At 68.7% G+C, this 21622-nt stretch carries 21 protein-coding genes; 12 read left to right on the top strand and 9 right to left on the bottom strand.

Annotated features, from left to right (window positions below; genetic code table 11):
* Window positions 1-149: 149 nt before the first annotated feature.
* The 3 genes from ACWEOO_RS25785 (at window position 150) to ACWEOO_RS25795 (ending at window position 2149) form a co-directional block, all read left to right on the top strand.
* A complete protein-coding gene (locus tag ACWEOO_RS25785) occupies window positions 150-707 on the top strand; it encodes a class F sortase (protein WP_452145195.1) in 558 nt (185 codons plus the stop codon).
* A 121-nt stretch (window positions 708-828) separates the two neighbouring features.
* On the top strand, window positions 829-1407 hold the full coding sequence (locus ACWEOO_RS25790) for an RNA polymerase sigma factor (protein WP_452145196.1): 579 nt from the start codon (window positions 829-831) through the stop codon (window positions 1405-1407).
* Complete coding sequence (locus tag ACWEOO_RS25795) at window positions 1388-2149, top strand: anti-sigma factor domain-containing protein (protein WP_452145197.1); 762 nt, start codon at window positions 1388-1390, stop codon at window positions 2147-2149. The genes ACWEOO_RS25790 and ACWEOO_RS25795 overlap by 20 nt, the downstream gene beginning before the upstream one ends.
* Before the next feature lie 3 nt (window positions 2150-2152).
* On the opposite strand, the gene ACWEOO_RS25800 is transcribed toward ACWEOO_RS25795, so the two are convergent.
* The 6 genes from ACWEOO_RS25800 to ACWEOO_RS25825 all read right to left on the bottom strand — a co-directional run bounded on the left by ACWEOO_RS25800 (window position 2153) and on the right by ACWEOO_RS25825 (window position 8935).
* On the bottom strand, window positions 2153-3022 hold the full coding sequence (locus ACWEOO_RS25800; RefSeq protein WP_452145198.1) for a MerR family transcriptional regulator: 870 nt from the start codon (window positions 3020-3022) through the stop codon (window positions 2153-2155).
* A gap of 26 nt (window positions 3023-3048) precedes the next feature.
* Window positions 3049-4737: a cytochrome bc1 complex cytochrome b subunit gene (qcrB, locus tag ACWEOO_RS25805; protein ID WP_452145199.1), complete on the bottom strand. Its 1689-nt coding sequence runs from the start codon at window positions 4735-4737 to the stop codon at window positions 3049-3051.
* Window positions 4738-4935: 198 nt separating this feature from the next.
* Complete coding sequence (locus ACWEOO_RS25810) at window positions 4936-5301, bottom strand: hypothetical protein (protein WP_359923015.1); 366 nt, start codon at window positions 5299-5301, stop codon at window positions 4936-4938.
* On the bottom strand, window positions 5301-6671 hold the full coding sequence (locus tag ACWEOO_RS25815) for a DUF4331 domain-containing protein (protein ID WP_452145200.1): 1371 nt from the start codon (window positions 6669-6671) through the stop codon (window positions 5301-5303). Before ACWEOO_RS25815 ends, ACWEOO_RS25810 begins: the two co-directional genes overlap by 1 nt.
* Before the next feature lie 38 nt (window positions 6672-6709).
* Window positions 6710-6988 (bottom strand): twin-arginine translocation signal domain-containing protein, encoded by a 279-nt coding sequence (locus tag ACWEOO_RS25820; RefSeq protein ID WP_359923009.1) that lies wholly within the window; start codon window positions 6986-6988, stop codon window positions 6710-6712.
* A gap of 138 nt (window positions 6989-7126) precedes the next feature.
* Window positions 7127-8935, bottom strand: a complete 1809-nt coding sequence (locus tag ACWEOO_RS25825) for a sigma-54-dependent Fis family transcriptional regulator (RefSeq protein ID WP_452145201.1) — start codon at window positions 8933-8935, stop codon at window positions 7127-7129.
* Between the two features lie 161 nt (window positions 8936-9096).
* On the opposite strand from ACWEOO_RS25825, the gene ACWEOO_RS25830 reads away from it, so the two are divergent.
* The 9 genes from ACWEOO_RS25830 (at window position 9097) to groL (ending at window position 18195) form a co-directional block, all read left to right on the top strand.
* Window positions 9097-9342, top strand: coding sequence for a hypothetical protein (locus tag ACWEOO_RS25830; RefSeq protein ID WP_359923003.1), 246 nt, complete (start codon window positions 9097-9099; stop codon window positions 9340-9342).
* Window positions 9343-9427: 85 nt separating this feature from the next.
* On the top strand, window positions 9428-11080 hold the full coding sequence (locus tag ACWEOO_RS25835; RefSeq protein ID WP_452145202.1) for a hypothetical protein: 1653 nt from the start codon (window positions 9428-9430) through the stop codon (window positions 11078-11080).
* Window positions 11081-11101: 21 nt separating this feature from the next.
* Entirely contained in the window at window positions 11102-12139 is a 1038-nt protein-coding gene (locus tag ACWEOO_RS25840; protein WP_359922998.1) for a 2Fe-2S iron-sulfur cluster binding domain-containing protein, read from the top strand.
* Entirely contained in the window at window positions 12136-13323 is a 1188-nt protein-coding gene (locus ACWEOO_RS25845; RefSeq protein ID WP_452145203.1) for a hypothetical protein, read from the top strand. Before ACWEOO_RS25840 ends, ACWEOO_RS25845 begins: the two co-directional genes overlap by 4 nt.
* A complete protein-coding gene (mimD, locus tag ACWEOO_RS25850; protein ID WP_359922993.1) occupies window positions 13320-13694 on the top strand; it encodes a propane 2-monooxygenase effector subunit MimD in 375 nt (124 codons plus the stop codon). The genes ACWEOO_RS25845 and mimD overlap by 4 nt, the downstream gene beginning before the upstream one ends.
* A gap of 15 nt (window positions 13695-13709) precedes the next feature.
* Window positions 13710-14753, top strand: a complete 1044-nt coding sequence (locus ACWEOO_RS25855; RefSeq protein WP_452145204.1) for an amidohydrolase family protein — start codon at window positions 13710-13712, stop codon at window positions 14751-14753.
* Window positions 14754-14761: 8 nt separating this feature from the next.
* Window positions 14762-15466 carry an iron-sulfur cluster assembly protein gene (locus ACWEOO_RS25860; RefSeq protein ID WP_355697965.1) on the top strand — a complete coding sequence of 235 codons (705 nt, stop codon included), beginning with the start codon at window positions 14762-14764 and terminating at the stop codon, window positions 15464-15466.
* On the top strand, window positions 15463-16488 hold the full coding sequence (locus ACWEOO_RS25865) for an NAD(P)-dependent alcohol dehydrogenase (RefSeq protein WP_452145205.1): 1026 nt from the start codon (window positions 15463-15465) through the stop codon (window positions 16486-16488). Before ACWEOO_RS25860 ends, ACWEOO_RS25865 begins: the two co-directional genes overlap by 4 nt.
* A 15-nt stretch (window positions 16489-16503) precedes the next feature.
* Window positions 16504-18195, top strand: coding sequence for a chaperonin GroEL (gene groL, locus ACWEOO_RS25870; protein WP_452145206.1), 1692 nt, complete (start codon window positions 16504-16506; stop codon window positions 18193-18195).
* Between the two features lie 7 nt (window positions 18196-18202).
* On the opposite strand, the gene ACWEOO_RS25875 is transcribed toward groL, so the two are convergent.
* From ACWEOO_RS25875 to ACWEOO_RS25885, 3 genes are all read right to left on the bottom strand, one after another.
* A complete protein-coding gene (locus tag ACWEOO_RS25875) occupies window positions 18203-18859 on the bottom strand; it encodes a DUF2278 family protein (RefSeq protein ID WP_452145207.1) in 657 nt (218 codons plus the stop codon).
* A gap of 77 nt (window positions 18860-18936) precedes the next feature.
* Entirely contained in the window at window positions 18937-20631 is a 1695-nt protein-coding gene (locus ACWEOO_RS25880; protein ID WP_452145208.1) for a right-handed parallel beta-helix repeat-containing protein, read from the bottom strand.
* Window positions 20632-20639: 8 nt separating this feature from the next.
* Window positions 20640-21620 (bottom strand): acetylxylan esterase, encoded by a 981-nt coding sequence (locus ACWEOO_RS25885; protein WP_452145209.1) that lies wholly within the window; start codon window positions 21618-21620, stop codon window positions 20640-20642.
* Between the last annotated feature and the right edge of the window lie 2 nt (window positions 21621-21622).

Genomic DNA, 21622 nt, shown 5'->3' on the forward strand with positions numbered 1-21622 from the left:
CTGCGGCGCGGGTCTGTATAACCCCGCGGGGGCGGCCCGTCGGCCCCCGGCCCCCACTCCCGGTCTTCGGCCTGGCGGCCGGCTGCTCGTCCTCCGGCGCAGCACCGGCCGGCAGTGACCGGAGCGAGCGGACGGAGCAGACCGCACCGGTGTCCCCCACCACTCCTTCACCGGCACGGTCGACCGCTCCGTCCGCTCCCCCGGCGACGACCGGGAACGGGATTCGCGTCCGGCCGGCCGAGCCGCCCACCGCGGCCGAGGTCGTCCAGCCGAACCGCTTGCGACTCGAATCCATCGGGGTCGACGTTCCGGTCGTTGCCGTGGGCGTGGCGGCCGACGGGCAGATGGAGCTGCCGCCGAATCCCGCCGTCATCGGCTGGTACCGGTTCGGGCCGAGCACGACCGACCAACGCGGCTCGGTGGTCCTCGGCGGCCACCTCGACAGCAAGCAGTACGGCGTGGGGCCCCTCGTCCGGCTCCGGAAGCTCCGGCCCGGGGACCTCGTGACGGTCCGGCTGAGCGACAACTCGACGACCAGCTACCGGGTCCGGACAGTCGAGGACATCGCGAAGTCGAGCCTCGCCCTCGACCGGGTCTTCGATCGCGACGGCACGCCGCTGCTGCGGATCATCACCTGCGGCGGACCCTACGACCGCAACGCCGGCGGCTACCGGGACAACCTCGTCGTCACGGCAGCGCCCACATGAGCGCCGTACGGCGAGTCCGGGATCAGCGCAGCGTGACCGGATGCCTGGGCGCGGTGACGTTTCGGCGCGGCCCGGCCGTCGGCACCGGCTCCCGCACGGGAGATTCGCTACAGTGCCGTTTGTGACCAGCATCGAGGCCGGCGCACCGTCGCCGCCCGACATTGCCAAAGGTCTGGCGGAAGGCCGCGAGCAGAGCCTCGCGGACGCCTACCGGCAGTGGTCCGGCCTGGTGTTCACCTTGGCGCTGCGAGCTCTCGGCGACCGGACCGACGCCGAGGACGTGACCCAGCAGGTCTTCGTGTCCGCCTGGCGCGGGCGTGCGAACTTCGACCCGTCGCAAGGCGAGCTCGGCGCCTGGCTGACCGGTATCACCAGGCACCGGATCGCGGACCGGCTCGCCGCCCGGAACCGGGAGCACCGCAACGCCGAGGCGGCCGGCGGCCTGCTGGACCGGGAGACGTCGCCGGACCGCGTCGACCAGGACACGGTCGACAAGGTGGTCCTGGCCGACGAGCTGGCCAAGATCGACGACCCGCGCCGAACCATCCTTCGCCTCGCCTTCTACGAAGACCAGACGTACCCCGCGATCGCGGAGCAGCTCGACCTGCCGCTCGGAACCGTGAAGAGCCATGTCCGGCGCGGCCTGCTGCACCTGCGTGACAGACTGAAGGAGGTGAAAGGTGACGACACATCTGGATGAGGAACTGCTGGCCCAGTGGGTCATCGACGGCGAGACGCCCGATGATGCCGCCGCCGATCACCTGCGGCTGTGCGGACGCTGCCGCGAGAGCCTGCAGGAGCTGCGGGTCGTCGCGGGGCACATCGGTGAGCTGCCGCGCCTGGACACGGCACCCGCCGACGTCTGGGACCGAATCGGCGCCGAGCTCGGCTTCGAGCCCGGCACGACGCAAGCGCGGCCATCCGTACCGTCGACACCGTCAACTGTGCCGTCGTCCGTGCCCGACGCGTCCGTTGCCGAGCTCAGGCCACGGCGACGCCCGGTCGGCAGGACCGCGTTGGCGATCGCTGCGAGCATCGCTGCCGTGGTGGGCATCGGCGTCGGCGCGATCGGCGCGCTCCTGGTCACCTCGGACGACGCGGGCGGGCCGACCTCCGAGGCGGTCGCCAAGCTGGAACCCTTGGCCGGCAAGTCCGGCGACGGCAACGCCGACCTCCTGCGCGGAGCCAACGGGATCGAGTTGAAGGTCAGCGCGACGGGCCTGGCGGCTGCTCCGGGCTTCTACGAGGTCTGGCTGATCAACGAGGACGGCAAGAGGATGGTCGCGCTCGGCGTTCTGAACCCGAGCACGGGCGGCACCTTCCAGATCCCGCCCGACCTGACCGGCCAGGGCTACCGCATCGTCGACATCTCCCTCGAACCGGACGACGGGAACCCGGAGCACTCCCACGACAGCATCATCCGGGGCACGCTGCCCAGCTGACCGTCAGGCCCGCTGCATCTGACGAGACGCTGCGACGATTCGCGTCACGGCCCCGTCCAGGTCGTCCAGCTCACGATCGGGACCGGGCCAGCCGTGGCCTGCCTTCAGGACCTGGTGCCCCAGCCGCTGCAGGCGCCTGCTGAGGGCGGTCTGGCCGCTGCGCCGCAGCGTCGTCCACAGCACCACCACCGTGGGATCGGTCCGCTCCGCCGCCGCCACCACGGCCTCGTCGTTCAGACCTGCCTCGAGAGCGATCGCCGGGATGCCCCGCTCGAGCAGACAGCCACGCAGGACCGTCATCGGCAAGGTGTGGCGCTCGTCGGGGCAGATGGCGAGCAGGCACGGGCGTCCGGTGCGCTGCAGGCCGCGCTCGGCGACGTACCGCTCGATCGCGTCCTCGACCGTCCTGGCCAGCAGGAACGTGAGATCGATGCAGTCGCCGATGTCGGTGAACCGGCGCTCCAGTTCGTGGAACGCGGGCGCGATCACCTCGTTCCAGGCCGGCCCGACGCCGCGTTTCTGCAGCAGGTTGTCGAGGATCTCCGCCATCGTGGTGACCCGGTACGACTCCGCCGACGCGAGCAGCGCATCGGGTTCGGTGACGTCCGGACCGGTCCCCGCGGTCAGCCGCGCGGCGTCCACCGGCGCGGCGCCCTTCGCGATCAAGGCGATCATCCGGCGCAGCCTCGCCACGTCGTCGGCCGAATAGCGACGATGCTGCCCGGTGCTGCGCTGCGACGGACCGATGCCGTAGCGCCGCTCCCAGCTCCGGATCGTCACCGTCGGGACGCCGAGCATCTCCGCGACACGCCCCACCGGCCACACCATCTCCTCCGGGACGGCGGGTCGGGCGGCACTCGGACGGTTCGGCATCCTTCTACGATAGTCATGTCGATGAGCTAGGCCCTGGAGCGCTCCCGCTTCGCGGCGGACTCGAGCTCGCGAGTGCCGTCGGTCTCGGCGGCGTGATCGGCGTGATCGGTGTGATCGGTGTGATCGGCGTCGTCGGCGTGGGCGGCTTCGAGCTCGGCGGCGGTCGGTTTCTGAACGGCGTCGGCGAAGTAGAAGCGGCTCAGCGCGGACCGGAGACGCTCACGCCGGCGGTGCGGCCGCGCAACGCCGTTCTCGTCGGCCGGCGGCGGCTCGTCGAGCACGGTGTCCCGGTCGCGGGCGGTCAGCGCGTACGCCTCGTACACCGAGATCTCCGCGTGCCGCTCGGAGTACCCGCCGTCGGCTGCGCGGACGATGACGCCGCTCTCCCGGCCGTGCAGCAGCCGCTCCCGGTCGGCCCGCTGGAGCGAGATCGCCCAGCGCCTGGTGATCCAGAACGCGAGGACCGGGCCGGCGACGATCAGCACCCGGCAGGTCCAGGTGATCGCGTTGATCGAGCTGTGCAAGTGCGTCGCGATCAGGTCGTTGCCGCTGTTCAGCCACAGGACGCCGTAGAAGGTGATCATCGCGACGCCGACACCGGTCCGCGTCGGGTTGTCCCGCGGCCGGTCGAGCAGGTGGTGCTCGCGCCGGTCGCGGGTGATCCATGCCTCGAGGAAGGGGTAGAGGGCAACGAACCCGATGAACAGCGGCGGCACCAGCAACGCCGGCAGGAAGATGTTCCAGCTGACCGTGACGCCCCAGAAGTGCGACTCGGCACCGGGCATCAGCCGGACGGCGCCGTCCAGCCACCCCATGTACCAGTCGGGCTGCGACCCCGCCGTCACCTCGGCCGGGTTGTACGGCCCGTAGAGCCAGATCGGGTTGATCTGGAGCAGCGCGCCCATCAGCGCGGTGACGCCGAAGACCACGAAGAAGAAGCCGCCCGCCTTCGCGACGTACACCGGGAACAGCGGGAAACCGACGACGTTCTTCTCGGTCCGGCCGGGTCCGCGGTACTGCGTGTGCTTGTGATGGACGACCAGGAACAGGTGCACCGTGATCAAGGCCAGCAGGATCCCCGGGATCAGCAGCACGTGGACGGTGAAGAACCGGGAGACGAAGTCGTCGCCGGGGAACTCTCCCCCGAAGATGAAGAACGCCAGGTAGCTGCCGACCACCGGAGCGGCCAGCACGAGGCCCTGGGTGATCCGCAGGCCGGTGCCCGACAGGAGATCGTCGGGCAGGCCGTAGCCGATGAAGCCTTCCACGACGCCCAGGAACAGCATCACGATGCCGATCAGCCAGTTCAGCTCGCGCGGCTTGCGGAACGCGCCGGTGAAGAAGATCCGCAACAGGTGCACGCTCATCGCGGCGACGAACAGCACCGCGGCCCAGTGGTGGATCTGGCGCATCAGCAGGCCGCCGCGGACGTCGAACGAGATATTCAGCGCCGACTCGTACGCCTCCGACATGTGCAGGCCCTTGAGCATGCTGTACGAGCCCTGGTACTCGATCTCGGCCATCGACGGCTTGAACCACAGCGTCAGGAACACACCGGTCAGCACCAGGATCAGGAAACTGTAGAGCGCGATCTCGCCGAGCATGAACGACCAGTGGTCCGGAAAGATCTTCCGGAGGTTCTTCCTGCCGATCTTCGCGATCCCGAGACGGTCGTCAGTCCACCTGACCGCCGTCGGAAGCTGCTTGTCTGCCATCAGCCGCCGCCCGCCGTGTCGGTTGTCTTCCGGGTCGCCGGTACCCGGGACCCGTCGGACCAAACTTATGCACAATTGATGCACGCAGGCCACCGCCACGCAAGCACAGATACGTCACACCGGTCGACTCGTACCGGTCACGTGCCGCGCGCCCGGCGGCGAGCCGCTGCTGGAAAGCCTCGCCGCCGAGAGGTCGGTCTAGCGCGGCCAGTCGGCTTCTGTCACCGCTCCCCCGACGACATCCGCCGTCAGCCGCACCGGTCCGCCGGGGCGCACAGACAGTTCGTAGCTGCCTTGCCGAACCTCGAAGAAGACCGCTGAGTGCACGATCTCACCCGCCGGCGAGGGCCGCGGAACCACCGCCACGTGCGGCAGCGCACCATGACCGTGCCCATGCCCGTGCTCATGGCTGTTCGGGACGATCGTGTGCCCGGTAGGGCGTAGTTCGATCTCCTGCCCGTCCAGCTCGGCCGGCATCGTGACGACGAGCGCACCGATGTCACCGCCGATGTCGAGCAGGACCGACGATCCTCGACCCGCGTGCGGGTTCTCGACGCCGGTCATCACGCGGCCGGGTTTCCGGGCTCGGACTGGTAGCCGCCGGCCGGCGTCCCGAGATACGGGAACGACGGACGGTAGTCCGCGTTCGTGTTCGACGTCCCGTCCTTGATCGCGGCCGCGGCCGCGTCGGGCTGGTACGACGGATCCACCAGCGGGATCGTCAGCCCCGCGACGGCCCGCAGCTCCACGGTCACGACGTCGTCGAAGACCCTGCGCCCGTTCGGGAACCCGGCTGCGTCCCCGGCCACCAGGCCCAGCGGATTCGGTGCCTTGGCGGGCGGCACCGCGACGTTGAGGCGGAGCAGGTCGGCCTGAACGGGTCCGGTGAAGTTCTGGAACCCCGGTACGACGCCCTTCGGGATGCCGGTGAGCAGGATCGCCGCCAGGTCGGCGCGCGGCTTCTGGTACGCGGCGAGGTTCGGGAACACGCCCGGGTACAGCACCGGCAGCAGACCGGCCAGCTCGGGCTTGGTCACGAACCCGGCGTACCGCTTGTCGTCCTGCGGAGCGCGACCGTTCCACCGGTCCTTCTCCGCCATCGGCACGATGACCTCGTTGAACAACGGGTTCCCGAGCCTGGAGACCTGCTGGTACGGGCCGTGCCAGGCCGCGATCCCGCCGTCGAGAATCCTCGACGTCTGCCGGCTCGCCGAGGCGTAGACACCGATCACCGCGGCCGGGTCCAGCACGTTCGTGGGCCTGCGGCCGTCGCGGGTGAGGTCCGTGATCGGAACCTGCAGCGCGATCGTGTGCACGTTCGATCCCTGCAGACCGTTGACCCCCGCCGCGGCCGCCGACGGGATCAGGTGGGCCAGCTGGAAGGGTCGCAGCGTACCGAGGTCGAAGATGCTGCCGAGGTCGGCGAAGAATCCGTCGGCGCGCTGACCGGCGAACACCTTCCGGTGGTTGCCGATCGTGTGGATCGCCTGCCTGGCCAGCTTCGCGTAGTCCGGCGTGCTGCGCACGCCCACGTTGACCGGCGGCGCGGGCAGGTTCCGCGCGAGGACCCGCGAGCGTCCGTTCTCGAGCCTCGTGACCGAGTAGTACTGCGGGCGGTTCCAGGTCGTGTCCGTGATGGAGGTGATCGGTCCGGTGTTGTACAGGAACGTCTTGGCGTTCCTGATCCTGGCGTGGAACCGGAACTGGTAGCTGAGGTCGGCACGGCCGGTGCCGCGGTTGGAGATGTGGATCTGGTACAGCACGTCGTCGCCGAACTCGTAGAAGTTCGGCCCGCCGTACGGGTTCTGGAACGGGATGAAGTTGGCGATCAGCGTCACGGTGTCCGGCTGGTCCGGGCTGACGAACGCGTAGACATCGGTGTTGTCCGCGACCGGGTCCTTCGAGATCTCCGGCGCTTCGCGATGTGAAGACATGACTGTTCCTCCGGTGCAGGCGTGGGTGGATCGCCGGATCAGGCGGTCGTGGCGCCGGCCAGGCGCGCGGCCAGCTCACGGTCGGTCAGGACGACTTCACGGTCCCCGACCAGAATCGCCATCTCCCCCTTCCGCACGTCTTTCACGTGGACGACGAACGACTCGGCGGTGGCCAGGTCGGCCGCCCGCAACTCGTCCCCACCCGTGGTCTGCGCGGACCGCTCACCGAAGATCTTCGGTCCGGCCACGGCGCCGACGGCTGCCGCGGTCCCCGCGCCGGCGAACACCAGAAAGCCCCGGCGTGTTGCGTCACTCATGGTTCTGCCCCTTCCCTCTCGAAAGGCCCCGGCGATGAAACGGGTGCCCGAGGGGTGTTCGCCGCCGGCCGCGGCCCGGATGGGGCCGGACAGCAGGCACTACGTGGGGCGACCACAGGCTTACTCGACGCGCTGGGGTCAGACCGGTGGGGGCTGGATGCCGTAGTCGTGGATCTTGCGGTAGATGGTGGCGCGGGACATGCCGAGTGACTTGGCGGCGCGGCCCTTGTGGCCCTCGTTGGCGATCAGGCTGCGGATGATCGCGTCGCGCTCGAGTGCCTCCAGCTGGCTCAGGCTGCGGCGGCTGGTCGCCTGCAGCCGGGCCGGGAGGTCTGCGGGGGTGATCACACCGGCGCGCCGGCGGCGGACGACGATCTGCCGCAGGATCTGGCCCAGCTCGGCGGTGTTGCCCGGCCAGGCCGAGCGCATCAGCTGCTGCATCGTGTCCGGCCCGCAGGTCAGTTCGCCGTGGCTCAGGCGGTCGAGGAAGTGCGGCACCAGTTCGCGGATGTCCTCGATGTGGTGTCGCAGGGGCGGTACTTCGATGGTCAGCGGGAAGATCGTCAGCAGCTCGCCGAGATCGGGCGGGTCGTTCGCGTCGCAGGTCAGGGTGAGAACGATCCACGGCGGCTCCGCCGGCCGGCGTTCGACGACGTCGTACAGCGCCTCGACCGTGGCCTGCGCCCGGTCCTGGTCGAGGGCCTCGGCGTGCCGGATCACCAGCGCCTGCAGCGAGTCGTCCTCGAGCTCGGCCTCCAGCTCACCGGCGTAGCCGTCCCCGAGCCGGGCCGCGTCGACGACGTGGAACCGGCCGGCCTGGCTGTTCTGGCGGTGCGCCGCGCGGGCCAGCGCAACTTTGCCGACACCGCGTTCGCCGGTCAGCACGACCCACTGCCCGGCCCGGCACGCGTTGTCGACGTCGCGGCTGCTGCCGAGCCACGGCGCGGTGTGGCCGACGAGTCCCGGGAGCGCGGGACGCGGCGGCGGGCGATGACCGGAGGCCGACGGGCCGGTGCCGCTCGCGGAAGCGTGCGGACTGACCTGAACGATCCCCGCGCCGCCGCGACCGCCGGGGACGACGGGTCGGCACGTGATCCGGACCCGGGTACCGGTCGGCAGCTCGGTTACGATCGCCTCCGGGGCGCCGCGGTTCATCATCTCGGCGGCGTGCCCGAGCACCGCCCGCTGGTCGACGGCGTCGAGGGCCTGACCGGCTTTGGCGTTCATCAGCAACAGATCGTCGTCGACCGCGATCACCATGTCACCGAGCCGGCGCGAACTCTGCAGGTACGCCCGCAGCAGGCGCAGCTCCCGGGCGGAGCTGTCATCGAGCAGCGCCCGCCGGATGCTCTCCGCGGTCGTCTTGGCGAGCGCCATCAGCAACGAGCCGGCGTCCTTGCGCCAGCAGGTGAGGTCGATGGCGCCGATCGTCTTGCCGGTCACCGGATGCTTGATCGGTACGCCGGCACAGGCGAGCTCCTCGAGGTCCTCCGCGTAGTGCTCGTGACCGAACACGTGCATCGGCCCGCCGCCTTCGAGCGCCGTCCCGATCCCGTTGGTGCCCGCGAACTCCTCGGCGTAACTGAAGCCCGGCGCCAGGAAGACCCTGTCGAGGTGCTGCGCCAATTTGGTGTCGGCGGTCAGCCGCTGGAGAACCAGGCCGGTCCGGTCGGTGAGGATCACGCTGATCGGCTGGCCGTCGAGATTCTCGTGCAGCCGCTCCAGCACGGGCCGGGCGCTGCGCGTCAGCGGGAGGTCCAGCTCGGGATCCGCGACGTACGGCAGGGTGATCCGGTCCGCGGGCAGGTTCCAGCGCCGCGACCGCTGCCAGGAGGCCAGGATCGGCGGCCGGACGTCCTGCGACCTGACGGGATCGAAGGTCAGGAAGTTCAGGCGGGCCGCGGCTGCCCGCTGGTTCTCCTCCGCCGAGGGCGCGTGCTCGTCCACGGGACCTCCTGCCGCTGGGCGGCTGCAGCCGATCCGCACGGCCCCCGCCCAGTCATCCCCTTCCGAGAATAGTGCAGCCGGCCACCCGCGACGTCTCAGAATGAGACAGCCGTCGCGGCGTCGCGGGCTTGTGATGCCAACAGGCGACCACGGAGGTTCCGATGGACAACGATGTCTCGCGGCAGGAGTCGTACAACCCTTGGACTGTGGTCCGGCTGGTCTTCGATCACTTGGCCGAGGCGGGTCTGCACCCCGTGCTCGGCCCGGGCGGACACCCGGGCGAACCGGCCGCGGAGCTCCTGCGCTGCTTGGGTATCCGGCCCGATCCGCAGGGCGACCACCGCACCGCCGAACGCAAGGAGGCGGAGCTGGCGAGGCTCCGCGCAGCCTACCTGGACGAGCAGTGACGGGTGTCTCAATTTAGGACTTCGTCCCGCCGCTGAGCGCGCTGTACTGCAGGTGACAGCCGGTCACATGAGCGGGAGGAGTGCCATGAGTCGCCAGAGTGTGGCGAAGGCCCACCAGAAGATCCAGGAGTTGTCCTGGGAACCGGCGTACCACGAGCCGGTCTCCCAGTACGGAACGGACTACACGTTCCGTAAAGCGCAGAAGAAGGACCCGCTGAAGCAGGTCCTGCGGTCGTACTTCCCGATGCAGGAGGAGAAGGACCACCGGGTGTACGGCGCCTCCGACGGCGCGATCCGCGGAAACATGTTCCGCCAGGTGCAGGAACGCTGGCTGGAATGGCAGAAACTCTTCCTGAGCATCATTCCGCTGCCGGAGATCTCCGCCGCCCGGGCGATGCCGCTGCTGTTCCGGAACGTACCGAACCCCGAGCTGCACAACGGCCAGGCGATCCAGATGATCGACGAGGTGCGGCACTCGACGATCCAGCAGAACCTCAAGCGCCTGTACATGAACAACTACATCGACCCCGCGGGTTTCAACTCGAGCCTGCGGGACTTCCAGAGCGACTACTGCGGCACCATCGGCCGGCAGTTCGCCGAGGGGTTCATCACCGGTGACGCGATCACGGCGGCCAGCATCTACCTGACCATCGTGGCCGAGACCGCGTTCACCAACACGCTGTTCGTCGCGATGCCGGCCGAGGCCGCGGCCAACGGCGACTACCTGCTGCCGACCGTCTTCCACTCTGTGCAGTCGGACGAGTCCCGGCACATCAGCAACGGGTACGCGACGCTGCTGATGGCGCTCGCCGACGAGGACAACCACCAGCTGCTCGCCCGCGACCTGCGGTACGCCTGGTGGAACAACCACCGCGTCGTCGACGCCGCGATCGGCACCTTCATCGAGTACGGCACCAAGGACCGCCGCAAGGACCGCGAGTCGTACGCCGAGATGTGGCGGCGCTGGATCTACGACGACTACTACCGCAGCTACCTGGTGCCGCTGGAGAAGTACGGCCTGGAGATCCCGCACGATCTGATCGAGGAGGCCTGGAACCAGATCTGGAACAAGGGCTACGTGCACGAGGTCGCGCAGTTCTTCGCCACCGGCTGGCTGGCCAACTACTGGCGGATCGACCCGATGACGGACAAGGACTTCGAGTGGTTCGAGTTCAAGTACCCGGGCTGGTACGACAAGTACGGAAAGTGGTGGGAGAACTACAACCGGCTGTCCCGGCCGAACGGGCACAAGCCGATCGTCTTCGAGGACGTCGACTACGAGTACCCGCACCGGTGCTGGACGTGCATGGTGCCGTGCCTGGTCCGTGAGGACATGGTGATGGCGAAGGTCGACGGGCAGTGGCGGACGTACTGCCACGAGATGTGCAAGTGGACCGACGAGACCGCGTTCCGCCCGACCTACATGGGCCGGCAGACGCCGAACATGGGCAAGCTGATCGGTCACCGCGAGTGGGAGACGCTGTACCACGGCTGGAACTGGGCCGACGTGGTGTCGGACATGGGCTTCGTCCGCGACGACGGCAAGACCATGGTCGCGCAGCCGCACCTCGACCTGGACCCGGACAAGATGTGGACGCTGGACCACCTGCGCAAGTGTCCGCCGCTGGCCAGCCCGAACGTGCTGCTCAACGAGATGAGCGACGACGAGCGCACGGCGTTCGCCGCCCGCTACGTGAAGGGTGGTCCCGCCGGCCGTCCCGCCCCGGCTGATGTGTGACGGGGCCCGATGAAACACGTCGTGAGGTTCGAACCGGTCGGCATCGAGATCGAGGTCGACGAGGAGCAGACGATCCTGCGCGCCGCGGCCGAGCAGGGCGTGATGCTCATGCACGGCTGCAAGGAGGGACAGTGCGCGTCCTGCAAGTCGTTCGTCCTCGACGGTGAGGACATCGACCTGGACCGCTACTCCACCTTCGCGCTGCCGGAGTACGAGCTGGACGAGGGCTACACGCTGCTGTGCCGCGCGCACGCCTTCGAGGACCTCACGATCGAGCTGCTGAACTACGACGAGGAGATGATCCGGTCCGGGCTGCCGATCCAGGAGCGCACCGCCGAGGTCGTGGCGATCACCCCGGTGACCCACGACCTGCGGCACCTGGTGCTCCGGGTGTCCGGGGAGCTGAAGTTCTTCCCCGGGCAGTACGTCGACATCTCGGTGCCGGGCACCGGCGCCAGCCGCTCGTTCTCGATGGCGAACACGTCGAGCCGGGAGACCGGCCTGCTGGAGTTCGTCATCAAGGTGTACCCGGGCGGTCTGTTCTCGGAGTTCCTCGACCGGCGTCTCCGGGTCGGCGACCGCCTGGACCTGACCGGGCCGTTCGGGGTGTTCACCCTCCGGGACAACCCGGACGCCCGGCTGGTCTTCCTCGGCGGCGGGGCCGGCATGGCGCCGATCCTCGCGCTGCTGCGGTCGATGGCCGAGCGCGGCATCGACCGGCCGACGACGTTCTACTACGGCTCCCGCACGCAGCTCGACCTGTGTTTCGAGGACGAGTTGCGGGCGCTCGAGCAGACCTTGCCCCGGTTCCGGTACGTCCCGGCGTTGTCGGAGGCGGACTGGGACGGCGAGAGCGGACTGATCACCGACGTGGTCCGCCGGCTCGAGCCCGATCTGACCGGAGCGGACGCCTACGTGTGCGGTCCGCCGCCGATGGTCGAGGCGGCGATCCCGCTGCTCGAACAGCTCGGCGTCGCGACGAAGCACGTCTACTACGACAAGTTCACCACGACCGGCGACGCCGGTGACTCAAAGGTGCTGGAGGCAGAGAGCCGATGACCACCACACAGGACGCACCCAAGACCGAACGCAGTGTCCCCAAGCCGGTCTTCACCGATGCCGAGGCCGGGGCCCGCGAGTTCCCGGACTCGACCCTGCGGCACTACAACTACTACAGGCCGCAGAAGCGCAAGCAGAGCCACTACGAGGACGTCACGGTCGACGTCCAGCCGGATCCGCGGCACTACCTCAGCCAGGGCTGGCTGTACGGGTTCTCCGACGGTCGCGGCGGTTACCCGCTGGACTGGACCGCCTTGAAGGCCTGGGGCTCCGACCAGGCGGCGCCGAAGCGCGGGCCGGGCACCGGCGGACTGTTCGTCAAGGACTGGCCCGCCACCGGCTGGCACGAGTTCCGGGACCCGAACGAGGAGTGGGAGCTCACGCTCTACCGCTACAACTCCAACGTCGTCCGGCAGGTCACGCAGAACGTCGAGGCGGCCCGGCAGTCGAAGGCCTTCGAGCAGTGGAACGCGAACTGGGTCGGCTTCGTCGAGCACCACGTCGGCGCCTGGATGCACGTCGACCACGGCCTCGGTCTGTACCTGTTCGCGAACGCGAACCGGCGCGCGCCCACGAACATGCACAACAACGCGATCTCGGTGAACAGCATGCACCGGATCCGCGCCGCGCAGGACCTCGCCCTCTACAACCTCACCTTGTCGGAGGAGCTGGAGGGCTTCGACGGCAGCGCGCACCTCGACACCTGGAACAACGACCCGGCCTGGCAGGGCGTGCGCGAGGTCGCCGAGGGCCTGACCGCGATCGACGACTGGTGCGAGGCGATCTTCGCGGCGAACGTCGTGTTCGAACCGCTGGTCGGCGAGCTGTTCCGCAGCCAGCTGGTCCAGCAGGCCGCGCCGCGCAACGGCGACTTCGTCACCCCGACCGTGATCGGCGCCGCAGAGTACGACTTCGCCGAACGCGACCTGCGCTACACCACGGCGATGTTCGAGCTGCTGACGAACGACAAGGAGTTCGCCGATCACAACAAGGCGATCCTGGCCGGCTGGCTGAGTTCCTGGACCGGGAAGGCCCTCGCCGCGGCCCGGACGCTGCAGCCGCTGTGGTCGCAGCCGGACGCCAAGCCGCCGCGGTTCGAGGACGGACTCGACCGCGCGAAGAGCCGGTTCAGCGGGATCCTCACCGCGCTGGGCCTGACCGAACCGAAGGAGTTGGCACAGTGACCACGCTCAAGGCAGTCGTCGAGAGCCCGTTCAAGTCCGACAGCACGGCGTCCAACAAGTGCGGCTTCACGCTGATGAACAACCAGGTCGGGGAGATCGTCGCCGAGGTGATGGGGCAGAAGGACAACGTCACCCTGACGCCGTTGCCGTCGATGATCCGGGTCGACGCGATCGGCAAGATGGAGGTCGTCTACGACGACGTGTCCGAGGCGCTCGGCGAGGAGCCCGGCTACTTCGACCAGGCCGAGTTCGAGGAGAACATGTCCACCCACTACGGGCGGATGGTGCACCTGGACGACCGGACGATCCTGTTCGCCAACCCCGAGGACGCCGCCGACTACATCGGTTTCGACCTGACCGCATCCACCTGACAGAGGGGGTCTCTCGTGTACGAGAAGAACGGTGAGAAGTACTTCGTGGTCGACAGCCACATGCACTTCTGGAACGCGGCACCGGACAACTGGGTGCCGGGCGCGGAGCAGTACGCGAAGGGCTGGATCGAGTGCTTCCACGCGTACATGAGCCTGGCGCCGCAGAACACGCACTGGCCGCTCGAGAAGTTCATGCGCTACTCCGAGGACGACCTGATGAGGGACGTCTTCGAGGACGGCTACGTGGACGTGGCGATCTTCCAGCCGACGTACCTGAAGGAGTGGTACAAGGAGGGGTTCAACACCACCGAGCAGAACGCGACGCTGGGTGAGACGCACCCGGGGATGTTCGTGCTGAACACCCGGTTCGACCCGCGCGACGGCGACGCCGGGCTGGAGGAGCTCGCGCACAACGTCGACCGGTACGGTTCGAAGGGCGTCAAGCTCTACACGGCCGAGTGGAACGCGGGATCCCGCGGCTACAAGCTCACCGACACCGCGGCGTACCGGTACCTGGAGAAGGCGCAGGAGCTCGGGATCAAGAACATCCACGTCCACAAGGGCCCGACGATCTGGCCGCTGGACAAGGACGCGTTCGACGTCTCCGACGTCGACCACGCCGCGACCGACTTCCCGGAGCTGAACTTCATCGTCGAGCACGTCGGCCTGCCGCGGATCGAGGACTTCTGCTTCATGGCCACCCAGGAACCGAATGTGTACGCCGGTCTGTCGGTCGTCATCGGCGGCCTGATGCACGCCCGGCCGCGGTTCTTTGCCAAGGTGATGGGCGAGCTGTTGTTCTGGGTCGGCGAGGACAAGATGACGTTCGGCAGCGACTACGGGATCTGGGAGCCGAAGTGGCAGGTCGAGGGCTTCGTGGACTGGGAGTTGCCCGACGATCCGGAGTTCGCGGACTACCCGCGGCTCGGGGTTGAGGGGAAGAAGAAGATTCTCGGGCTGAACGCCGCCAAGCTGTACGACCTCAAGGTGCCCGACGAACTGCAACTGAAGGAGGCGACGCCGGCCGCGCAGGACGACTCGAAGTTGGTCACGTCCTGATGCCGGCAGTGGCGACTGAGCGGGACCGGGTCCTGGACGCGCTGGCCGCCGTCCGGGACCCGGAGCTGGACGAGCCGATCACGACGCTGGGTTTCGTGTCCACCTGCGTCGTGTCGGCCGCCGGTGATGTGGTCGTCCGGCTCCGGCTGCCGACGTACTTCTGTGCGCCGAACTTCGCCTTCCTGATGGTCGCCGACGCGTACGACGTGGTCTCCGCGGTACCCGCCGTGCGCTCGGTCGACGTCGCACTCGAGGACCACTTCGCGGCCGCGCAGATCAACGCCGGCGTGGCCGCCCGGGCCGGGTTCGTCGCGTCGTTCGACGGTGAGGCCGCGGCGGAGCTCGACGAGCTCCGCCGTACGTTCGTCGCCAAGGCGGTGCTGGCCGGGACCGACCAGGTCTGCCGCCCGCTGGTTGCGTCCGGCATCGATCCGGCCGGCGTCGCCCGGCTGGCGATCGCCGACGTGCCGCCGTCGCCCGAGCTCGACCGGTTGCTGCGCCGCCGGGCCGAGCTCGGGCTGCCGGTGGGTCCGGACGCGCCCCTGCTCGTCGACGTCGGCACCGGTGCGGCGATCGCCGCGGACGCCGCGGCCCGGCACCTCGGGCTGGCCCGGCTGACCCGGACCGGGATCGAGGCCAACACAGGCATCTGTCGAGGAATGCTGAAGCACCGGTACGCCGAGTCCGGTGCGGGCGAGGAGGAATCGTCATGAAGGCCGTTCGACTGCACGGGTACCACCAGCAACCAGTGGTCGACGACGTACCGGAACCGGTCGTCAAGGGCCCGCTCGACGTCGTCGTCAAGATCGGCGGCGCCGGCGTGTGCCGTACCGACCTGCACATCATCGAGGGCCAGTGGGACGCGGCGATGCACCCGAAGCTGCCGTACACGATTGGCCACGAGAACGCCGGCTGGGTGCACGAGATCGGCTCGGCCGTCACCAACGTGCAGGTCGGCGACACCGTCATCCTGCACCCGACGCCCACCTGCGGGCTCTGCACGGCCTGTCGCGCCGGGGACGACATGCACTGCGTGAACAGCACGTTCCCGGGACTCGACAGCGACGGCGGGATGGCGGAGTACCTCCTCACGTCCGCCCGCGCCTGCGTCAAGCTCGATCCGAGCACCCGGCCGCAGGACGTCGCGGCGCTGGCCGACGCCGGCATCACGGCGTACCACGCGGTGCGCAAGGCGATTCCGCTACTGCCGCCGGGGACGACCTGTGTGGTGATCGGCGCGGGCGGTCTCGGCCACATCGGCGTCCAGTGCCTGGCGGCACTCACCGCGGCCCGGATCATCGTCGTCGACCGCAACCCGGACGCCCTCAAGCTCGCCGAGCAGCTCGGCGCCGACCAGACGGTCGTTGCCGACGGCCAGCAGGTGGACGCGGTGCTCGGTCTGACCGACGGCGCCGGCGCCCACGTCGTCCTGGACTTCGTCGCCGAGCAGGGCGCGGAGCAGGACGGCTTCGCGATGACCGGCCGGGGCGGGTCGTACTTCGTCATCGGGTACGGCGGCCAGGTGCAGATCCCGACCCTGGACATCATCTCCACCGAACGGAACATCGTCGGCAACATCGTCGGCACGTTCAACGAACTGGCCGAGCTGATGGCACTCGCCCAGGCCGGGAAGGTCACGCTGCACACCAGGACCTACCCGCTCGACGCGGCCGCCGACGCGGTCGCCGATCTCGACGCCGGCCGCATCCGCGGCCGGGCGATTCTGGTTCCGTGATTCTGGAGGGACGTCATGGCGAAGGAGCTGCGCTTCGGAGAGAACGCCCGTGATCTGCTGCTGGCCGGGGTCGACCAGCTCGCGGACGCGGTGAAGTCGACGCTCGGCCCCAAGGGCCGCAACGTGATCCTGGAGAAGATCACCGGGTCGCCAGTGGTGACCAACGACGGCGTCACGATCGCCCGGGAGATCCACCTCAAGAACCAGTTCGAGAACATGGGCGCCCAGCTGGTCAAGGAAGCCGCGATCAAGACCAACGACATCGTCGGCGACGGCACCACGACCGCGACCGTGATCGCGCAGGCGATCATCCGCGAGGGAATGGCCGCGATCGGCTCCGGCGGGAACCCCGTCCTGGTGAAGCGGGGGATCGACCTGGCCGTCGGCAAGCTGGTCGACCGGCTGCGCGAGGTCGCGCACCCGGTGGTCACCGAGCAGGACTACGCACGGGTCGCCGCGATCTCGGCGAACGACGACGACGTGGTCGGCGCGGTGATCGCGAAGGCCCTGCACACCGTCGGCGACGGCGGCATCGTGACGGTCGAGGAGTCGTCGGTGCACGGGATGGCCGTCGACTTCGTCGAGGGTTTCGAGTTCGACAACGGCTACCTGTCGCCGTACATGGTGACCGACCCGGGAAGTCTGCAGGCCGTTCTCGACGACCCCTACATCCTGTTGTGCAGCGAGAAGATCACCAAGGTCCAGGAGGTGATGCCGCTGCTGGACCGGATCATGCGCGAGCCGCGGCCGCTGGTGATCATCGCCGAGAGCCTCGAAGGCACGGCACTCAGCATGCTGGTGCACAACCACGTCAACGGGTTGTTCCAGTGCGTTGCCGTGAAGGCGCCGGGGTTCGGCGACCGGCGGCTGCACAAGCTGGAGGACATCGCGGCGATCACCGGGGGCGCGGTCTACAGCCGGCACTCGGGCTTCAGCCTCGAGACCATGACGCTGGACCAGCTGGGTCGCGCGGACCAGGTGCGGGTGAACGCGGACCGGACGGCGATCGTGGCCGGTTCGGGCCACGAGGAGGCGGTCGCGTTCCGGGTCGCGCAGCTGCGGGCCGAGCTGGAGCGGGCGACGTTCGGCGTCGACGAGGACGTCCTGACCGAGCGGATCGGCGCGCTGTCCGGGAAGGTCGCGGTGATCCGGGTCGGTGCGCCGACACCGGCTGAGCTCAAGGAGTTGCAGCACCGGGTCGAGGACGCGCTGTCCGCGACGCGGGCCGCGATGGCCGAGGGCATCGTGGCGGGTGGTGGCATGGCCCTCCTGCATGCCGCCTCCGCGCTCGACGGCCTGGACGTGCAGGGCGACTACCGGACCGGGGTCGACATCGTCCGGCGGGCGCTGCGCGAACCGGCGTACCTGATCGCGGCGAACGCCGGCTACAACGGCGCCGAAGTGCTGCAGCGGACGTCGGCGATGGACGTCGACGACGGCTTCGACGCCCTGGAAGGTCGCTACGGCAACATGCTCACGATGGGCATCATCGACCCGCTCCGGGTGGCCCGCTCCGCGCTGCAGAACGGCGCCTCGGTCGCGGGTCTGCTCCTCACCACCAACACCCTGATCGCCGAGGAGCAGACCCCGTGGGGCGGCAGCCCCGCCCTGATGACCGAGTACGGCGCACTCGACGAGGGCCTGCACCAGCCCTCCCCCGACTCCAGCACCCCCCAGTCCCTGGGCCTCGGCCCCTCGGTCGCTTAGGAGGTGATCACAGGGGCAGGCCGTTGCCGTCGGTGGTGAGGGACTGTGGTTTGAACTTGGTCAGGACGGCGGTCAGTTCGCCGCCGGGACGTTGGATGACGGTGCCGCCGTCCTGCCAGATACCGTCGAGATGCTGGAAGGGGCCCGGAGGGTCGCCCTGGTTGTAGTGGATGTCGTGCACGCCGAGGCCGGTCGAGTACGGCGCGCCGAACACATACACGCGCTCGCATCCGAGCAGCCGCTGCTCGAGAAGGTTCAGTGCGTTGTCGGCGGTACTGTCGATCCAGCCGAACCTGGGAGACTTCAAGATCTCGTTCAGCCAGGCGAGGAGCGGGTCGTAGACAACAGTCACGCACCCACCGGAGCCACGCAATAACGGCGATCTGATGTAGTCGAGGGCGCCGGACGTCGGCGTACTGGCCAGCAGGTGCCACCCGTCGTTCAACGCTGCCGTCGACGCGAACAGCTGCGGGTTCAGGTTGCGTACTTCGCGGTACTGGACCGGCACCCCGCTGGGCGTCGACACGTCCACCGCACACTCGTACTCACCGGCCGGGGCCGCGATGTACATCTTCCCGTGGTACCAGGATCCGAAGTCGTCGGGATCCTCACGGGCGAACCGCACCAGACGACCGACGAGGACTCCATAGCTCGCTAAAGGCATTGCCCCTCCCCCACCGCGCGAATCTCCCTCCATCATGACCGTGATGGAGGGAGAACGCACTGTTGCCGAGCGCGGGGTTATCCGGCGTCGGCGCCGATGTTGGGTGGGTTGGGGATGGTGGTGCCGTAGTAGTCGACACCGCCGCTGCCGGAGACCGGGGTTCCTGCGCCGATGGCCGGGGAGCCGGTCTTGAGGGTGTACGCCTGAGGGCAGGGCTGCGGTCCGGTTCCGGACGGCGGTGACCAGGTGCAGGTGCCGCCGGCGCCGGGCGACGTGAAGAGCGGGTCGCCCCAGACGGCGCCCGATTCGAGACCGGCCGCATTCCAGGCCGCGAAGTCGGCGTACGTCGTGCCACTCCAGCGCCAGCCGCCGGTGTTCGTCCCGTAGTACAGGTTGTTCGCCAGCGTCATACCGGTCTGGTTGTAGGGGTTGTAGTAGAACTGACCGGTCTTGCCGAAGTTGTTCCGGTTGGCCAGGTAGCAGATGTTGTCCTTGATCTGCGAACCGGCGGCCCAGACGCCCGTGCTGTAGCCGAAGTTGAAGCAGGCGCTGGCGCCCTGCTTCTTGTTCGCGCTCTGGTCCTTGTTGCTGAAGAACGTGTTGCCGTAGATGGACAGAGCGTTCTTCGGCGCCGCCGGCACGACGTCCATCAGACCGCCCTGCGCCAACGCCCAGTCGTCGTTCTCCGAGATGTTGTACCGGTAGGTGTTCGGTCCCCAGACGCGGGACGCCGCGGTCGACGTGTACGCGAGCAGCCCACTGCCGGCGTTGTCGTGGGTGTAGTTGTACTCGACGAGCGAATTCGTCGTACCGCCGTCGAGATCGATGCCGTCCCAGTCACAGCCGGCCGTGTACGCCGGTACGGGCTCGACCTTGTAGACCTCGTTGTTGCGGATCGTCACGTTGTTGGACGTGTACGACATGATCCCGCTGGTGCCGCCGCACGACGTCACGTTCGCGCCGATGTCGTGCACGATGTTGCGCTGGATGAGTGCGCCGTTCCACCCGTTGGCGGTGATCGCCGCGCCAGTCGAGCTGGGCGCCATGCCGAGGTTGTAGACGGTGTTGCCCTCGACCCGGACGTTGCTGATGTTCAGGCCGGAGCCCCAGCCGTACACCCCCGGTCCGGCGTTCGACGTGACGCTCGCGCCGTACAGCTTGTTGTTGACGATCTGTACGTCGTTCAACGGGCCTGAGTTCCCGTTGACCGCGTAGCCGAGCACCATGATCTGCCCGCCGAACGTGCTGGTGCTGCCGCTCGGTGTGGCGAAGCCGGAGATGTCCGCGTAGTTGATCTGCAGGCCGCTCGTCGCCGTGGACGAGCTCTGGTTCTCCAGCAGCACACCGGCCGCGGTCGTGCTGCCGTTGACCAGTTTGACGTTGTTCAGCTGGAAACCGTTCACGGCGTCCGCGGTGACGGCCGCGGAGTAGTCACCCGTGCAGTTCGAAGAGATCGTGGCCTTCCCGGTGCCGTAGGACGCGACCCGGAACGGGACCGACGCCGCCGAGGCCGGGACGTTCGTGGGATTGAAGACCAGGCAGCCGGTGAAGGTCGATCCGCCTTCGAAGGAGATCAGGCTGCCTTGAGGATAGGTGAAGCTGTTGACCTTCGCGATCGTCTTCCAGGCCTCACTGGGCGACAGGCCGCTGTTGCTGTCACTGCCGGTGGCCGACACGTAGTACGTTCCGGCAGCGGCCTGGGCGGGACTCGTGAGTGCGCCCACCAGAAGCACACTCACCACCGCTGCGACCCCGAATGCTCTTGCTCTCATCCTGCTCCTCACTTCGTGATACTCGCGAACCAGTCCAGTTGGGCGTCCTGCTGGTACGTCTGACCTCCCTCGTGCTCGTTGTAGGGATAGACCTCGATCTGCTTGTCCGCGCTGCCGTAATGGTTGAAGGCGGCGAACACCGTCGAGGGCGGGCAGGTGGCGTCCATCAGCGCGACCGAGAACAGCGCCGGCGCCGTGGCGAGCCGGCCGAGGTTGACGCCGTCGAAGTAGCCGAGCGTGCGGAGCGCCGCGTCGGCGTGGTGCCGGAAACCCTTCAGATACTGGGTGATCTCGTTGTAGCGGCCGTGGTCCGTAATCTGCAGCGCCCGCTGGAAGTGACACAGGAACGGTACGTCGGGCGCGCAGCCGAGCAGCTCGATCCCGGCGATCGGCGCCAGGCCGGCCGCCGCGATCGCGATGCCGCCGCCCTGACTGACTCCGGCGACGATGAGCTTGCCGGGGTCCACGAGCGGCGCGGCGCGGGCCGCGTCGAGGGCCCGCACCGCGTCGATGAAGACCCGGCGGTAGTAGTACGTCTCCGGATCCGTGATTCCCGCCGTCAGGAACCCGGGGGTGTGGTTCAGACCGGCGTACGGGCTGTCGTCCGGCGTACCGCTGCCGCCGGCCGTCCAGCCCTGGCCGCGGGTGTCCGTGACGAAGTGGGCGTAGCCGGCCTGCGCCCACAGGTTCGTCGCGTGCGGTAGGCCCCGGCCTCCGGAGTACCCGTGGTACTGCACGACGGTCGGCAACGGACCGGTCGCGCCGGCCGGGACGTGCAGCCAGCCCTTGACCGGCGAGCCGTCGAAACCGGCATAGGTGACGTCGTAGGTGTCGATCACCGCGAGCTTGTTGTCGATCAAGGTGAACGTGGCGGACAGGTCGTCGGTGCGCGCCTTCTCGATCGAACGGCGCCAGAAATCGACCAGGTCGGCGGGCGCGGCCACCTCGGGCCGGTACTCGCGGAGCTTGTCGAGGGAAAGGTCGAACATGG

This window comes from Kribbella sp. NPDC004138 (assembly GCF_053603655.1).

Excerpts from the sequence above, each read along its gene's own strand:
- ACWEOO_RS25800 (WP_452145198.1), bottom strand. The coding sequence starts at position 3,022 with ATGCCGAACCGTCCGAGTGCCGCCCGACCCGCCGTCCCGGAGGAGATG.
- qcrB (WP_452145199.1), bottom strand. The coding sequence starts at position 4,737 with ATGGCAGACAAGCAGCTTCCGACGGCGGTCAGGTGGACTGACGACCGT.
- ACWEOO_RS25810 (WP_359923015.1), bottom strand. The coding sequence starts at position 5,301 with ATGACCGGCGTCGAGAACCCGCACGCGGGTCGAGGATCGTCGGTCCTG.
- ACWEOO_RS25815 (WP_452145200.1), bottom strand. The coding sequence starts at position 6,671 with ATGTCTTCACATCGCGAAGCGCCGGAGATCTCGAAGGACCCGGTCGCG.
- ACWEOO_RS25820 (WP_359923009.1), bottom strand. The coding sequence starts at position 6,988 with ATGAGTGACGCAACACGCCGGGGCTTTCTGGTGTTCGCCGGCGCGGGG.
- ACWEOO_RS25830 (WP_359923003.1), top strand. The coding sequence starts at position 9,097 with ATGGACAACGATGTCTCGCGGCAGGAGTCGTACAACCCTTGGACTGTG.
- ACWEOO_RS25835 (WP_452145202.1), top strand. The coding sequence starts at position 9,428 with ATGAGTCGCCAGAGTGTGGCGAAGGCCCACCAGAAGATCCAGGAGTTG.
- ACWEOO_RS25845 (WP_452145203.1), top strand. The coding sequence starts at position 12,136 with ATGACCACCACACAGGACGCACCCAAGACCGAACGCAGTGTCCCCAAG.
- ACWEOO_RS25865 (WP_452145205.1), top strand. The coding sequence starts at position 15,463 with ATGAAGGCCGTTCGACTGCACGGGTACCACCAGCAACCAGTGGTCGAC.
- groL (WP_452145206.1), top strand. The coding sequence starts at position 16,504 with ATGGCGAAGGAGCTGCGCTTCGGAGAGAACGCCCGTGATCTGCTGCTG.
- ACWEOO_RS25875 (WP_452145207.1), bottom strand. The coding sequence starts at position 18,859 with ATGCCTTTAGCGAGCTATGGAGTCCTCGTCGGTCGTCTGGTGCGGTTC.
- ACWEOO_RS25880 (WP_452145208.1), bottom strand. The coding sequence starts at position 20,631 with ATGAGAGCAAGAGCATTCGGGGTCGCAGCGGTGGTGAGTGTGCTTCTG.
- ACWEOO_RS25885 (WP_452145209.1), bottom strand. The coding sequence starts at position 21,620 with ATGTTCGACCTTTCCCTCGACAAGCTCCGCGAGTACCGGCCCGAGGTG.